Source organism: Brumimicrobium glaciale, from assembly GCF_004152935.1.
In the GTDB taxonomy this organism is placed as follows: domain Bacteria; phylum Bacteroidota; class Bacteroidia; order Flavobacteriales_D; family Crocinitomicaceae; genus Brumimicrobium; species Brumimicrobium glaciale.
The window spans coordinates 50412-66239 of record NZ_SETE01000008.1 but is presented as its reverse complement, the minus strand read 5'-3'; the positions used below and the strand labels follow the sequence as shown (position 1 = coordinate 66239).

At 33.2% G+C, this 15828-nt stretch carries 12 protein-coding genes; 4 read left to right on the top strand and 8 right to left on the bottom strand.

Annotated features, from left to right (window positions below):
- Positions 1-495 precede the first annotated feature (495 nt).
- Both ERX46_RS16280 and mazG read right to left on the bottom strand, forming a co-directional pair.
- On the bottom strand, positions 496-2850 hold the full coding sequence (locus ERX46_RS16280) for a TonB-dependent receptor (RefSeq protein WP_165366264.1): 2355 nt from the start codon (positions 2848-2850) through the stop codon (positions 496-498).
- Positions 2851-2959: 109 nt separating this feature from the next.
- Positions 2960-3727: a nucleoside triphosphate pyrophosphohydrolase gene (mazG, locus tag ERX46_RS16275; RefSeq protein ID WP_130094929.1), complete on the bottom strand. Its 768-nt coding sequence runs from the start codon at positions 3725-3727 to the stop codon at positions 2960-2962.
- A gap of 271 nt (positions 3728-3998) precedes the next feature.
- On the opposite strand from mazG, the gene ERX46_RS16270 reads away from it, so the two are divergent.
- The 4 genes from ERX46_RS16270 (at position 3999) to ERX46_RS16255 (ending at position 8455) form a co-directional block, all read left to right on the top strand.
- Positions 3999-5081, top strand: coding sequence for an acyloxyacyl hydrolase (locus ERX46_RS16270; RefSeq protein WP_130094928.1), 1083 nt, complete (start codon positions 3999-4001; stop codon positions 5079-5081).
- A complete protein-coding gene (locus ERX46_RS16265) occupies positions 5078-5821 on the top strand; it encodes a GIN domain-containing protein (RefSeq protein ID WP_165366263.1) in 744 nt (247 codons plus the stop codon). Before ERX46_RS16270 ends, ERX46_RS16265 begins: the two co-directional genes overlap by 4 nt.
- 43 nt (positions 5822-5864) lie before the next feature.
- Positions 5865-6056: a membrane or secreted protein gene (locus ERX46_RS16260; RefSeq protein WP_130094926.1), complete on the top strand. Its 192-nt coding sequence runs from the start codon at positions 5865-5867 to the stop codon at positions 6054-6056.
- Positions 6057-6412: 356 nt separating this feature from the next.
- Positions 6413-8455 (top strand): T9SS type A sorting domain-containing protein, encoded by a 2043-nt coding sequence (locus ERX46_RS16255; RefSeq protein WP_130094925.1) that lies wholly within the window; start codon positions 6413-6415, stop codon positions 8453-8455.
- A 144-nt stretch (positions 8456-8599) separates the two neighbouring features.
- On the opposite strand, the gene ERX46_RS16250 is transcribed toward ERX46_RS16255, so the two are convergent.
- From ERX46_RS16250 to ERX46_RS16225, 6 genes are all read right to left on the bottom strand, one after another.
- Complete coding sequence (locus ERX46_RS16250) at positions 8600-10126, bottom strand: thioredoxin-like domain-containing protein (protein ID WP_130094924.1); 1527 nt, start codon at positions 10124-10126, stop codon at positions 8600-8602.
- Positions 10127-10226: 100 nt separating this feature from the next.
- Positions 10227-11402 carry an FtsX-like permease family protein gene (locus ERX46_RS16245; RefSeq protein ID WP_130094923.1) on the bottom strand — a complete coding sequence of 392 codons (1176 nt, stop codon included), beginning with the start codon at positions 11400-11402 and terminating at the stop codon, positions 10227-10229.
- A 4-nt stretch (positions 11403-11406) separates the two neighbouring features.
- Positions 11407-12048 carry an ATP-binding cassette domain-containing protein gene (locus ERX46_RS16240; RefSeq protein ID WP_130094922.1) on the bottom strand — a complete coding sequence of 214 codons (642 nt, stop codon included), beginning with the start codon at positions 12046-12048 and terminating at the stop codon, positions 11407-11409.
- Positions 12049-12180: 132 nt separating this feature from the next.
- On the bottom strand, positions 12181-13308 hold the full coding sequence (locus ERX46_RS16235) for an NAD(P)/FAD-dependent oxidoreductase (protein WP_130094921.1): 1128 nt from the start codon (positions 13306-13308) through the stop codon (positions 12181-12183).
- A gap of 57 nt (positions 13309-13365) precedes the next feature.
- Positions 13366-15156, bottom strand: a complete 1791-nt coding sequence (locus tag ERX46_RS16230) for a T9SS type A sorting domain-containing protein (RefSeq protein ID WP_165366262.1) — start codon at positions 15154-15156, stop codon at positions 13366-13368.
- 219 nt (positions 15157-15375) lie between these two features.
- The gene (locus ERX46_RS16225) at positions 15376-15786 is read right to left on the bottom strand and encodes a DUF2007 domain-containing protein (protein WP_242494590.1); all 411 of its coding nucleotides are present in this window, start codon (positions 15784-15786) and stop codon (positions 15376-15378) included.
- Positions 15787-15828 lie beyond the last annotated feature (42 nt).

Here is a 15828-nt window from a genome sequence, read left to right as displayed (position 1 = left end):
AACATTAAATTACCTTACTGTTATTTTGCAGCCTACTGTGAGATAATCCAAGCAGTTATGGAAGCCTTTGATAAAGTTATTTCAATGTAAGTAGACATGCGATAAGATCAATTACATGTTAAGAGTTTTTAGTTAGCATTTGTAAATCAGCTGGCGTTACGGTGAAGCTGAATTGGAACGAAGGCCTTCTACAAGACAGTCAACGCATAAGGAATACAAGCGGTTCACTTGTGCAGAGCGAAGTTGATAGTTGCGGATTTTAATCGGGATTCACGGATTTTTTAATCAATGCAGATAAGTATTTGAAATCTTATGATTGATAATTATTAATCACCTTTAGCAATCTACATCTCAAATTCAAACCACAAAAAAAGGCAATCCATCAGGACTGCCTTTAATTATATAATCATTTCATAATAATATCAAACTTCAACATTTAACCATTAAAAACCACCCTTATCGTGTCTATTAAACATTAAAAATTAACCATTAATATCAAAAGTCATAACTCAAACCAATACTTGGCAAGAATGGAAGTTGATAAATTTTATCGTTTGTTACACGGTTTACATAGAAAATATTGTCTCTATCATAAACGTTTGTAATTCCACCTTTCAATTCTAAAATTGTTTTGTTTTTGAATTCAAACTTCTTTTTCACTGTGATATCAAAACGGTGATAAGTTGGAAGTCTTGAAGAGTTGATGTCACCTAAAAGAACACTTAATTCCGAAGGATTTGAAGTTGTGTAATCAGTTGTTACACCATTATCAAAGTTTTCACCTTGGTAATATCCTGAAGTAGGCGTGAATGGTAAACCAGATCCGAAGTTCCAACGTACACTTAATTCTAAACTTTTATCTTTTAGGAAAGAATAAGAACCAACTAAGTTAATGTTGTGTCGACGGTCAAAAGAAGGTGCGTAGAAAGAAAAACCATCCCAACGTTCAGATTTTCCATAAGAATAAACTCCCCATAAGAATAATCTTTTGCTTTTATACTCTAACAGAAAATCAACTCCATAAGCAACTCCAGATTCAATTAAGAAATCTTTCTTGTATATATCAGCTATTTGACTGAATTCCTGTGTGTCATCATATAATTTGTTCACGTTGATATTACTCAGTTTTGGATAGTATTTATAGTAACCTTCAATATTTAATGTCAATTTACGTGTGAAGTCGTATTCCGTTCCAAAAATCCCGTGCCATGAAGTTTGTAGACCATTTTTAGGTTCTATTTCTTCTCCATTTGCTTTTGTGAATTTTGATTGAACATCTGTTGGTGCAGCAATAAATCCATAAAATAAAGTCACGATATCTTTATCTGAGTTAGCAGAGGTGAAGTTTTGTGAGTAATATCCTCCAGACATTTTAAATCTCAACTTTTCTGTTGCATTAACTTTAATACCCAAACGAGGTTCAGGAATAACTGCCGGTATAGAAGGATAAGCTTGAATACGAATTCCTGGATTAAATACCCAGCGGCCTTTAACCAACTTGTAATTAAGGTAAGCACTTAATTCTGTGTTGTAATTTTCAACTTTTATTTCTCTGTCTACTTCATTATATGTTTGGAAAGCCGTTGAGAAACCACCAATATTAAATCCGTAAGTAATTTCAGATTGATTTTTCAAGAAGTATAAGAAATCGAATCCAACATCAAATCCAGTAATTCCACTTGTTCTTGGTTTTCCACCATTTTCTTCTTGAAAAAAGATGTCGTAATTTGAAGCGTTTAAGTGACCTTTAATAATAACAGGATTAGAGCTAGGAACAAGCGTAAAGTTAATTCCTCCACCGTAAGATTTCCAGTTTAAATCAGCAATATTATCATAGGTTACTGCGTCATTATTGCTAAATCCAAATGCTGAGAACTTACTTCCTTCAGGACTCTTGATTGTGAATTTACCATAAATATCAGTGAAAGAGAAAGGCATTCCTTGTCCATCATTTACATAAGGATAAACAGTCTCAGATGTGTAGTTTAATAAAGAATGTTTTGCTGAAAATATGTAAGATCCACCGCTTCCTTTTGCATTTTTATTTTTAAAAACAGGACCTTCTAAAACTGCTTTTCCAATAAATGGAGAAATTGAAACTAAACCTCCGTGTTTCGTTAAATCTCCGTCTCTGTAGGTGATGTCCATAATAGAAGAAATTCGTCCACCGTATTCAGCAGAGTAACCTCCTGTGTAAATATCAGCGCTTTTAATTAATTCTGTTTCAAAAACAGAGAAGAATCCAATGGAGTGAAATGGATTATAAATCGTCATTCCATCTAACGTGATTTTATTTTGAATTGGTGTTCCTCCACGCACATACAACTGACCACCTTGATCACCAGTACTTACTACTCCTGGTGTAATTGCAAATGCAGAAAGAATATCGTTTTCAGCTCCAAAACTTGGTAAACGCTCTAAACTTTCTTGGTTTAGTTTATTTACTGACATCTCTACGTTATTACGTTTTGATTGGTCCTGACCGAAAATAGCAACTTCTTCCATTTCTTTTACTTCCTCACTTTTTACTAATTCATAACGAAGCGTTGTCAATTCTTTATCACCTAAAGTTATTGTGTCAAAAATACTGAGGTGCTCAGCACTTCTTACTTCAACTGCATAATTACCAGACTTAAGAGAAGAAAATTGGAAATAACCATCTAAATCTGTTGTTGCACCATTGAGTTCATCATTTGCTTTGAATACAATTGGCTTAATTAGAACCTTCACAAAAGCAGCGGCTTCACCATTTTCGGAATTATATACAAAACCCCTTACTGTGAATTCCGACTGTGCGAAAATTGCTGATGTAGAAAGTATAAGAGTTAAGAAAAATAGAAATTTTTTCAAAATGTTTAAATTTAGTAAGTAAATATCACGCATAGATAAGGATTTTTTTAGCTTTTATTAACGAGATTTCTTTAAAAAGTGCATACTGTTTATTTTACTGTAGCTAGAGTTAACCAACAGCTTTTTTTGCTTGTTCCCAATAGACGTCCATTTGTTCTAAATTCATCTCGTCAAACTTTTTTCCTTCTTCGTTCATTTTTACTTCCATATACTGAAAACGCTTAATGAATTTCTTATTGGTTCTTTCTAAAGCTGTTTCTGGATTTACTCCAATAAATCGAGCATAGTTAATCATCGAAAACATTACATCTCCAAATTCCTGCTCTATTTGATCGCTGTTGTTTTTGACTTCTACTTCTAGTTCCGCTAATTCTTCGTGAACTTTTGCAAGCACTTGTTTAGAATCGTCCCAATCGAAGCCAATTCCTCTTACTTTCTCTTGAATTCGGGCAGCTTTAACTAATGATGGAAGTGATTTTGGAACGCCTTGAAGAACTGATTTTTTTCCTTCTTTTAATTTCAATTTCTCCCAATTGGCTTTTACTGTAGCCTCATCTTCGGCAATTACATCACCATAAATATGAGGATGACGATGAACAAGTTTATCACAAATGGCATTCAAAACATCTGTAATATCAAAAGCACCTTTCTCGCTGGCTATTTTACTGTAGAAAACCATGTGTAACATCACATCTCCAATTTCACCTTTCAATTCATCAAGGTCATTGTCCAAAATAGCGTCAGCCAATTCGTATGTTTCCTCGATAGTTAAGTGTCTTAAAGATTCTAAAGTTTGTTTTTTATCCCATGGACATTTTGCTCTCAAATCATCCATTATATTAAGCAAGCGTTCAAATGCTTTTAATCGTACATCCATTTTTAAGTTTTTAGCAAAAATAATAGCTTTAATTGTTCTAGCGTGGATTATGGTTTATTAATACACCAAAAGCTTAAGAAGTTCTTAGACTAAAACAGCTTATTGTCACTTTTAGGTAATTACAGAACACAAACTGCTCAACCAAAATTGCATTCTCTTAAAAATTTAATATGCATTAAAGTGAGTTTTTAAGAGTCAATAAAAATAATATTCGATATTTGTATGAATTTCAGATCTAAAAGGATCAATTTAAATTTTACAGTAGTTGAAAATGAAGAGGGTGATATTGATGCTTTTATGCTTGGGGTTTATACTTCCCGTAAATAAATTATTTGCACAAAAGCAAAATATAGGCATTTCACTTACTCCTCAAATAGGATTTCTTTTGCAGCACAGAGCAACAATGGCACACTTGAATCTCGAACATTCGTATGGTGGACAATTAGAGGTCGATTTTAAAACAAATGGAAAAAAACAATGGCATCATGATTTCAATTTCCCCACTATTGAGTTAAACACTTTTTATTACGATTTAGGAAATAAAGAAGTTTTAGGAAAAGCGATCGGACTTTCAGCAGGAATTTATTTCCCATATTTTTTAAAGAACGGTTGGAGTGTTGGAAATGCAGTAAGTTTTGGATTGACATATATTACAAAAAAATATGATTTAATTAAAAATCCAAAAAATAACGTGATTGGTTCAAACTTCAACTGTATGGTTAATTTAGGTATCCGTGTTGAAAAACAATTTTCAAAAAGTACAATTGGTTTAGAAATAAGTATGGCGCATTTATCTAATGGAGCATATCGATTGCCAAACTTAGGAGTTAATCTTCCTTTTTTAGGACTCAGTTACACCTACTTTTTAGATCCGATTGAATACCAAGAAAATGCATCTCAAAGCTATATTGGCTTACCACTTAAAAAATGGTCTTTTAGTTCCCAATTGATTGGTTCTATTAAGCAAATTTATCCAATTGGAGGCAGTACTTATGGTGTTGCAGTATTAACTAATTATGGGCAATACAGAGTAAATACAAAGGTTGTAATTGAAGGTGGAGTAGATGCTATCTACAATGAATCAATCGTTAAATACAATAATGGAAATCACGGAAAAGGCAAAAACTTTCAATTGGGATTGTATGCTGCGTATGTTTTACCAATCCATAAATTGCATTTAATTGTTGCAATGGGAAGGTATGTAATTAACCCACTTGATCCCGCAGGACAATGGTTTCATAAATTTGGAGGTAGATTTCGCTTGACTGAGCGACTTTGGGGTAACTTTACCATTAAATCCCATTGGGCGAAAGCAGATTATTTTGAGTACGGACTAAGCTATAGATGGAAATGAAAACGTATTTACTCTTATTTGGTGTAATTCTATTCTTCTCTTGTAAAAAAGCAGAGGACAGAAAATGCTTAAAATTCGCTGGAGATGAATCAGAAAGAATTGTAAATGTTGATATAGATATTGATACGCTATTTTTATATGATAATTTATATTACAGTTTAATTCAAGGAGAAGAAGCAAAAGTGGTGCTCTCTGGTGGTGAGAATTTATTGTCTCATATTAATTTAGATTTTTCTAATGGGACATTAACGATAACCGATGAAAATAAATGCAAGTTCTTAAGATCATACAAGAATAAAATTCATGCTAAAATTTATGTAGATTCAATAAGTTACATTTATTATGAAGGAGGAAAAGAATTAAAAAGTATTGACACCTTGCGCTCTAATGAAATGCGTTTAATTATTCGAGATGGTGCTGGTAGTACAGATTTAACGCTGAGAAATGGATATACAAGCGCGATAGTCACCCATGGTTTTGGTGACTTCACTTTGCGTGGAAGTACACAAATTGGATTTTTGAATTGCAATACAAATAGCTTTTGTGACACCCGTTCTTTTCAAGTCGTTGATGAATTAATTGTTAAATCAAATACGGTTGGAAAAATGTTGATTAATGCAAATCAAACTAAATTATTTGCTGATATTTTGCAAAGAGGTAATATAGAGTATGTTGGTTATCCAACTTCAATTTCCCTAAATAGTTTTGGAGAAGGACAGCTCATAGATTTGAATAATTGATTCAATTGTTGTAATTTTACATCAAATATTTAGAACGAATAGAATGGATTTAGTATTAATTGCAATCGTATTATTGGCATTAGCTTTTGGAGGAATAGCCATCAAAATCTGGGCAAAAAAAGATGGTGAATTTGCAGGAACATGTGCAAGTAATAACCCTATTTTACAGGAAGAAGGCGCTGCATGCGGAATGTGTGGAGCTGCTCCTCAAGATAAATGTAAAAGTGATAAATAAACCACTTTAAACTAAAAGTGCAAAAGTTTCATTTGGAACAAAATTTAATATCTAACGAAATATTTAGGTACTTGATGTTAGTTATTCACTAGACTTTTCGTCTTTTTTGTCTAACGTCTAACGTCTAACGTCTAACGTCTAACGTCTAACGTCTAACGTCTAACGTCTAATGTCTAATTGTCAAACGTCTAACATCTAATGTCTAACATCTAAAATCTATCATCCACCCTCTGATATAAGGTTTTTTGAACCTAAAGCTCGATGCATTAAATTGCATAGTCTTAATTATCACGCTTTTTTCTTAGCTTTTCATAGTTTTTGATTTAACTTGCTTGTTGAATCAAAAAACTATTTTTATGAAACAAGCAATACTTTTTGTATCGGCCCTCATTGTGAGTTCGACGGTATATTCTCAAATTTTCACGGATAATTTTGATAGCTATACAGCTGGAGATTTCTTAGTCAACTCTAATCCCGAGTGGGACACTTGGACTGGCGGAGGAGGAGGCGCTGAAGATGTTCAAATTTCATCTGCCCAATCTTCTAGTGCTCCACATTCAATTTATTTTAAAGCAACCACAGCTCAAGGTGGACCAGATGACATTATCCTGCGCTTTGATCAGGTTTATAATGATGGTATTTTTAGCATTGAAGCTAATTTCTTTGTCGTTCAAAATAATGGAGCATATTTTAATCTCCAAGAAGATTTTACAGTTGGTGGTTCTTGGGCTATTGATTGTCAAATGCTTGATGATGGAACGATTACTTTTTCAAATAGCGGAACAGATTATCTTATCTCTACTTATCCAACTGGACAATGGTTTAATTTACGAATGGAGATTAACTTAACCAGTAATGAATGGGAAGTATTTATCGACAATACAAGTCAAGGTGTATTTTCTAATATCGTAAGTTCTGTTGGTATTTTAGACATATTTGCTGTAAACCAAGTGGCTAACGGTGGAAATGGTTTGTCTGAATTTTATGTTGACGATGTAAGTTACAGCCATACTCCGATTAATCTTCCGCAATTAAATGCAGGATTGTTTTTTATTAATCCTTTAAATGGATTGGTTGGACAAAATGCTAACCCGAGTATTCAGGTTAGAAATCTTGGACAAGATAACATCACCTCATTTGATTTAACTTATTCTTATGCAGGAGGAATAGCAGTCACAGAAAGTGTAACTGGAGTTTTTCTTCCGTCTTTGGCTACTTATGACTATAATTTTATAGCGCCAATTACCTTAGCTGCTGGAAATAATATTTTAGATGTAACAGTTTCTAATGTTAATGCTGCAGGTCAAGACAATGATGTAACGGATGATACCAAAACGATATTAATTGACCCAGTTGTTCCAGGGTTAGGGAAAATTGTGGTTGGTGAAGAAGCAACTGGAACTTGGTGTGGATGGTGCCCAAGAGGTGCAGTCTTTATGGATTTCATGGCAGCAAAATATGATGGCTTTTGGGCAGGAATAGCTGTTCATAACAATGATCCTATGGCAGATTCAATTTATGATGCTGGAATTGGAGGTTTCATCGCTGGATATCCAAGTGCTATTGTTGATAGAGGTGGAGATATTGATCCTTCTGTTATGGAGGGAGATTTTATTCAACAAATTGTAAAAACACCTAAAGCGATTATCACGAATGGAGCTACTTTTGATGCTACCACTAGAGAGTTAAAAGTTAGTTTGACTTATGATTTTCAATCTGCTATTTCTGGAAATTGGAGAGTTGCGTGCGCTTTAACAGAAGACGGTGTTACGGGGACAGGTCCTAGTTATGGACAAAGTAATTCCTATTCTGGTGGGGGTTCTGGTGTAATGGGAGGTTATGAATTATTACCTAGCCCAGTACCAGCTGCTCAAATGGTTTATGATCACGTTGCAAGAAAAATTGCTCCTTCGTTTTCTGGTGACGCAACGCTTCTTCCTTCTAGTATAACAGCTGGCGACGAACATACGGTTTGTTTTACATTTACTTTACCAACTGAATGGGATGAAAGTAAAATGCATATAATTGGAATGTTAGTTTCTCCTTCTGGAACAATTGATAATGCTGGTTACGCTTCAATTTCTTCGGCAGAAACAAATGGCTTAGCGGCTTGTGATGCTGTTGCTAGCTTAGAAATTAGTAAAATTGAGGAAATGGACTTTAACTTATATCCAAATCCAACGAGAGATATGGCTTACATTGATATCTCAAATCCTAATGGAGAACAAGTTTCATTGAAAATAACTGACTTAACAGGAAAGATTGTTGCTGAACGTACTTATGTTATTCAAGGTGAAGTTCAATTGCCTATCAACACAAGTAAGTTTGACAAAGGAACTTATATCGTACATCTTCAAAAAGGGGATGCCGTACAACAGAAAAAAATGATTATTCAGTAATTCGATATGATTAGATTGCTTCTCAGTATACAGAGAATTGATGATTTTATTAGAGTTCAGATAAAAAAAATAAAGGCGCAATTGCGCCTTTATTTTTTGAAATTTTTTGTAGCCTTTTTTAAAGGAAACTAGTCTATTTTATACCTATCTAATCTCTTCTGTATTCTCATCCATTTTGAAAAGCTTGTCAATGTCTTTGAAACCTTGCAAGTCATCTAGTAGCATCTCGATTTGAGGAATAGATAATGATTTAGCAATAATCTTTTTGTCTTTATCCAAGATCCAAACACGTGGAGTCGAGTAAATATCATACGTTGATTGATAATTGATTGACTCGATAGTCGTTTTAGAAGGAATAAGTGAATATGGATTCTCACTTGCTTGCTCATAAATATCTCTAGTTACACCAACATTGATATAAGTCAATTTTTTGTCTTTAATGAATTTTTTCCAATCTTCGAAATCATCTCCTGTTGCTTTTCCAACAGAGTAAATTTCAATGTTACGCTCCTTAAATTTCTTTTCATAAAGCGTTTGAAGTTTAGGCGTTACTTTTTTACAATGTCCACATCCTGGATCCCAGAAAAATAGAATAATGTAATCAGCTTCAACTTCATGTAAGTTATACCATTTTTGATTCGTTGAATCTGGTAAAATTAAATTTGGTGGAACTTCACCTTGAACTAAATGCATTTGAATTTTTGTGTTTTCACACAACTCTTTCAACTTCTCTTGATCCATCCAATGTGCTTTAGGATTTCCGTTTTTGGCTGGTGCACAATAGAAACTACTTACCATTCTTGTTTTCACTTTATCCATTCCCATGAATTTCGATTTCTCAAAGTGAGTAGTCACATTGTTAACCACAAATCTGTACATCATAGATTCTTCTGGAATACTATTAATAACAGGGAAAACATATTTGATAATTGTATCAGGGTGCTGTGTAAGCATGTTTTTAGAATAGAAATACTCTATTTTATTTTGTAAAACAGGTGTATTTACCAAACGGTCATCATTCAAATCTATATTATCGAAAAAATGCTCTCTGAAATACTTATAAGCAAATGCTTTGTCGATTACCTTTCCGTCTGCGTCTTTCGGCGCTTCTGGAATCTGAATATCGGTTGACATTTTGATGATTTTAGAAACTAAAGTTGTCGAATTGTCTTTAACTACCTTATCCTGATAGGTCAATACACTTTTACCAACTTCTTCAATTTGAGCAGTCAATTTTGCTTTTTCTTCTGCATCTTCCTCTCCAAGTTTCGCGAGCTTTTCCTGCAATTCATTTGCTTCATCTCTGTTGGTTTTCATGAATTTCATGTAGTCAAGAAAAATGGTGTTTTCATTTGACTTTTTAACAACCATGTGTTCGATGTAATTAGGAGATTTCGTCTCCATGATTACCTTTTCATTATTGTAGATGAATTCGAAAAAGCGCTGACCTGGCATAAGAACAGCCAAAATTCCAGGATCTTGTTTACTGCCGTCAAAAGTTACTTTACCAGCTACCAATTGTGCTGTATCAGTATAGTATAATTTACTTCCTACGTATTTTACCAAGTGAACAGTGGTGTCTTTTATCCCTGTAACTTTAAATGATAAATCTTGAGCAAAACTGCCTATTCCGATAAAAGCAGTAAGTATTATTGTGTTAATTAACTTCATATTGATTTTTCAGTTTAATGCTAATATAATTTGTATTTATTACTCAGACGATGAATAAATTGATAGGTGTTTCCTTTTAACAGTATTTTAACGAAATAGTTTACAAAGTCTTTAGTACTCCCCGTTTTGCGTTGAAATAATTAACAATTGTATAAATTCCAAAGGCAAAAATAACGGCAAGAATACTTAAGAATGTAAAACCAGCATCAATTTGGATTCCTCCTTTATCTAACAACTTGTCGATGAAGAATTTTACCACACTGAAAGCAATAATACTTGCTCCAGAAATAACCGCAAAAACTTTAATGAAATACAATAAAATCGATTTAATTATCTTTTTAGGAGAATAGCCTTGACGCAATAATGTTCTGATTTCATATTCATTTCTTGAAATTAATAATTGAGCATACTGCACCAAAACTAATCCTGCTAGAAAAACAGTAATTACGCTTATTCCTATTAGGATAGAAAACAAAGTTCCAGCTACGCTTTTTAGTTTTCCTACAATCATTGAATTTTCCTTCGATTCTAAAGAACGTTTTTCTAAGTAGTTTTCAAAGTCTCCAAAACGCCCTTCTTTTACTGTCAGCATCAATTGAGTAATTATAGCAGGTTCGTCTTTTGGGAAATTTATATTTCCATATTCCATAAAAGAAGACGGAACTAAAATGGCAGAAACTTCATTCGTAAAACCTACAATTCTCACTTTTTCCATTTCTTTTTTGCCTGGACTGCTCAATGTGAATTTAAAACCAATTGATTTTGCTAAATCATCAGAAATTGGAGGTATTCCTTTCGCACTAGCAAAAGTATTGAGCATTACTAAAAATTCGCGTGGCAAAACAATGGGAATATATTCATCTCCAGGAGCCCATTTCCATTTATTGGTATCTATTTTTGTGAATTCATTGTCTACTGATTGAACAAATACATCTGTCCGTAAATAGGGAACCAATTCGCTGTCTGTCTGTAATGAAACATCAAAATTGTTGCTTAAAATTGGTTGTAACATTTCTGTGAACTCCTCTTTTCGAATGCTTTCAATTTCTCGTTCGCTAAAATCATTTTTGGATAATTTTAAACTACTATAATTGTTGATTTGCTTTTGGATAATCATTGTGTTATTTCCCAAAATTTCCTCTCCTTCGCCAAACTCATTTACGCGAATTAAATAGTGAATTGAAGTGACTAAAAAAGTAAATCCCAAAAATGAACCAATCATTGCGATGATCAATTGCGATTTGTTCTGATAACTAAATAATATTTTCTTAATCATTGATTTACAAATTTAATTCTCTGTCGAAATCAAAATTATGATTCTCTCCCAAAGTGGTTAAAATAAAACCTGATTTTATATCATTGACTCTGTTATTAATGAGCGACAAAGCACGCTGGGTGTTTTCTACATCCAAATTGCTAAAAGGTTCGTCCATCAATAACCAATCAAATGGCTGACATAAAGCACGAATTATAGCGACCCTCTGCTGTTGTCCCATCGATAGAATTCCACAAGGAACCGACCATTTATCATCGATTTCTAATTCTTCTAACATTTGTTTGAGTTCAGATGAAGAAAAAGAATCGGTTAAATTATTCTTTAAGTGTAAGTTTTCCTCCACTGTCAATTTAGAAAACAACTGTAAATCTTGGAATACAAAGCTAATTTGTTCTTTTCTTAAATCTGCCCATTCTTCTGGTGAAAAAGAAGTTATTTCTCTTTCATCAAAACGAATACTGCCATTGAAGTCCTTACGAATTCCAGCAAGCGTATGTGTGAAAGTGGTTTTTCCTTTTCCACTTGAAGCATTTAACATAACTTTTTCGCCCTTGTGAAGAGAAAATTCACTTCCCCAAATGCTTTTGTCGCTGTGTTGAATTCCAGATAAAGGAATAGGTATAACGTTATTAAAGTGAATATCCATAGGTTTCTATTTTATGGTTTAAAAATAGTCAATAATCGTTCCAATAGACTTGGTGAGATGGATAGTTTTTTTGATGGGTTGGGGGAGAGGAAGTTGTAGGATTGATTGTAAATTGAAAAGTAAGGTTTTTTCCTAAAAATAACCCGCCAATGTCTTCCCTACCTGCGAACCTAGGGCAACTCCCATTCCGCCCATTTTAACGCCAATTGCAGTATTCTTATTCAATAGCTTAACTATTGGGCTTTTTGTTTCTCCGACTCCCATAATTCCTGACCAAGAATAATCAATTGTAAAATCTTGATTGGGCAGGATGATAGTTTGAAGCATTTGTTCTAATTTGTTTTGAATGAGTTGAGTAGTTCCAAATTCTTCGGTTGTTTCTCCTTCAATACTCAAGTTTCTTCCTCCTCCTAGAAGAATGCGGTTGCCTACATTTCGGAAATAATAATATCCTTTTTCAAAATGAAATGTACCTTTTACTTTTAAATCCTTTATTTCATTCGTCACTATAACCTGAGCTCTTGCAGGTTTAATATCATCATCAATCCATTTCTTAGCGAAACCATTTGTAGCAATAATGCAATTTGAAGCTTTTACTTCTCCATATTTTGTTGCTACTTCAATCTCAGTTGAACTATTTTCCATTGAAAGCGCTTCTATTCCAAATAGTACTTCAATATTATTGCTGATTACCTTCTTATAAAGTTCTTGAACAAGTTTTCCTGTGTCCAAAGCACCTTCTAATTGATTGCAATAGGAGGTTTGTATATTATCTAAACCAAAATTATTTGCAGCGTGTTTGTCTTCGGAATAAATTTGATCAATTCCAGTAATCTTTTTAGACTGTGCGTTAATATAATTGATGAATTCGGCATTGATTTCATTCGTTACTCCACTTTCAATTAAATCCCAAGATTTACACTGAGAATATTCAATTGAGCTTTGACTCACCAGTTCAAATAAGCTTTGCAATCCATAATATCTATTAGAAAAGGTTTCCCAAACTAATTTCTCATTTATTGTTTTAAGATCGTCAAAAAGCTCAGTCGGACTCCCGAAGCAAGTAAATCCTGCGTTTTTTGAACTAGCTCCAGTGGGCAAATAACCTCTTTCGAGAATAACTATTTTGGCATTTTCATACTTTTTACGTAAAAACAAAGCAGTACTCATGCCCACGATTCCAGAGCCAATTATTAAAAAGTCTATGTTTTCAAAATAGGATCTTTTTTCCCAAAAACTTAATTGATCAATTTGAAGCATTGTTTTAAGTTTTTGAGTGAATATTAGATTTCTATTTGATTTTAACTTTCAATAAAATTACTGTTTAATTACTTTACTAACGCTGGTTTTTGTTTTTCTAAAATAGAAACCTGATCCTAATTGAGATAAATCTATTATAATCTTTGTTTCAGTATTCTCTAATTTAATAGTTTCTGATGTCACATTTTTGCCGAGTAGGTTGTAAATTAAAACCTCTTCTAGTTCAATTGCGTTTGCTTCAATAGTTATTTGATTATTAAATGGATTTGGATAAATTAATGGTTGACTATTTTCGAGACCTTTGATTTGAACACTTTTTATTTCAAAATATTCCGATCTACCATCAAAATCAGTTTGTTTTAATTTGTAGTAAGATATTCCATAAAAAGGATTGAAATCGATTGAATTATAGTTCAAATAAGTAGATGAATTTCCTGCTCCTTTCGTTATGTTTATTACCTCCCAATCTTTTGTGTTTTTAGATCTTTCTATAGTGAAAAAGTCATTGTTAATTTCAGATCCAGTTTGCCAATTTATGTTTACTTCTTTGTTATCAAATGCTTTTACTGAAAAATCAATAAGCGCAATAGGCAAAGGTGTTTGGACTGGGTTAATGGTGCCTAATGTGAATCTTAAATCGTTTTGTAATGCACTCACTCCAGTAAATTGATAAATATTTCCTCCTACATTTGTGGCTCCAAATATTGGTATTTCATCATTAAAGAAACCATCATTATCGCTGTCAACAAGCAACCCTAAGTCAGATGATGTAACCAGTCCTAAATCACTTAAATCAAAGCTGATATTTATAGTTCCAACATCTACTGCGGAGCCAGAGGTGTTTACTTCACTCGCTCTCCAGACTCTTTCAAATCTCTTCAAAATCGGTGCTGAAACATCTGTTGATTCAATTGCTAATTGCGTTCCATTATCATGTCCCCAAAAAAGAAACTCATTGTCCCCTAAATTAGATGGATTTGAGATCCTAACTATTCCAGTTCCTTGTGAATCTGAATGTTGGTTTGATGAATTTACTCTTCCAATTCCTGCAACATCATGATCGTAATTTCCATTCGCTGGATCATCTTGCTTGTAAAGATCATTGGATGCTAATGTTAATCCATATTTAGCGGATAAATAATTGGCGATTATTGTTTGTTCAGCGCTATTCAAAACCCTGGAAAATTTATAAACCTCTCCAATACTTCCTGAAAAACCTGTACCACCTCCGATTCCATGTCCACCTATCCAAGTGTTACTTGTTCTATCTTCGATATTGTGCGTAAAGTTATCTGTGTTTGCATTGTTTACAAAATACTTCAATCTGTTAGTACCAGCGTTAGCAAATGTTTTAGAATGATATGTCCAATCTGTTTTTGCTTTTATAGTGCTTGTCTGGTTGTTACCTCCAACGTAATCAGCATAATAGTCACTGGCCGATACTCCCATTGTATTTCTTCCCCCATGCTGGATTAGAATATTCAAAGATTCATCAGGAATGTAGCTATAAATTGCACCAAACGACATGTTTTCATTAGAATTCCCTTGGTAGCCTGATTCCAATTCTTGGGTTAAATTAAAAACAAGAGACGACATATTGTTAGCTCCAGCTGTCGTTGATGTAAAAGTTGGGCGTTCCCCTTCACTAGCAGTTAATGTTCTTCCATTTCCAGAGCGATCAGAAATTGAATTAACCAAAGCGTTATTCGAATAGCTTTCACCATTTGCTATATACCAGAATTCTAGATGCGAACTTCCATCAGCTTTTCCAACACCGCCAGGTCCGGTTTGTGAAAATGAGTAATTTAATACTATTGATAGTAGGAGTAAAGTGAAAACATATTTCAATGTAGTATTTTTTAACCTAAGTTGAGGCATGGAATTAATTGATTAGTTGAACTACAAGGATAAGTAGATTATTATGATAATATATCTCAGAATACCTATTATCATTGGTTTTATGGGAATAAGTCAGTTTTTTGTTTGAATATTTTTCAAGTATTAAAATTTAGAAATGGCAGTAATAATAACTTATTGTAAATAGTAGGAGTTTGCTATATAAATTTATCAATAATTGCCTCCTGAATTAAAAATCACAAATAATCCACCAATTATTCCAACCAAAACGGCAACAATTACCATAACACGAATTTCAAATCGAACATTTTTTAATAATGGAATTTTCGAAGTGTTTCTTTCAAAAAATGAAATCATTTTAGGTGCTGATTTTTCAAGGTCGCTGTCTGTTAAGTAACCACCTTCTTTTAAAATCACAATTGCGTTTTCAAAATCACTTTCTCTGACTTGCAGCTTGACTCCTCCAATTGCGTTTGAATATAAAGGATTGACTTGAACAGTTAATTCATCAATAACATTACACTCTATTCCCTCTGCTTCCAATCGTCCGCGAATTACTGCAGTTTCATGTGAGTAATAGACAGTGAGGACTGTTACGAAAATATTATTTTTTTCTATCAAAATAGTTTATTATTTTTTTGAATTATTGAATTTTCCAATTCC

Bases quoted from the DNA above. Each gene is read 5' to 3' on its own strand.
- ERX46_RS16235 (WP_130094921.1), bottom strand. From the start codon at position 13,308: ATGCTTCAAATTGATCAATTAAGTTTTTGGGAAAAAAGATCCTATTTT.
- ERX46_RS16245 (WP_130094923.1), bottom strand. From the start codon at position 11,402: ATGATTAAGAAAATATTATTTAGTTATCAGAACAAATCGCAATTGATC.
- mazG (WP_130094929.1), bottom strand. From the start codon at position 3,727: ATGGATGTACGATTAAAAGCATTTGAACGCTTGCTTAATATAATGGAT.
- ERX46_RS16250 (WP_130094924.1), bottom strand. From the start codon at position 10,126: ATGAAGTTAATTAACACAATAATACTTACTGCTTTTATCGGAATAGGC.
- ERX46_RS16260 (WP_130094926.1), top strand. From the start codon at position 5,865: ATGGATTTAGTATTAATTGCAATCGTATTATTGGCATTAGCTTTTGGA.
- ERX46_RS16265 (WP_165366263.1), top strand. From the start codon at position 5,078: ATGAAAACGTATTTACTCTTATTTGGTGTAATTCTATTCTTCTCTTGT.
- ERX46_RS16240 (WP_130094922.1), bottom strand. From the start codon at position 12,048: ATGGATATTCACTTTAATAACGTTATACCTATTCCTTTATCTGGAATT.
- ERX46_RS16255 (WP_130094925.1), top strand. From the start codon at position 6,413: ATGAAACAAGCAATACTTTTTGTATCGGCCCTCATTGTGAGTTCGACG.
- ERX46_RS16270 (WP_130094928.1), top strand. From the start codon at position 3,999: ATGAAGAGGGTGATATTGATGCTTTTATGCTTGGGGTTTATACTTCCC.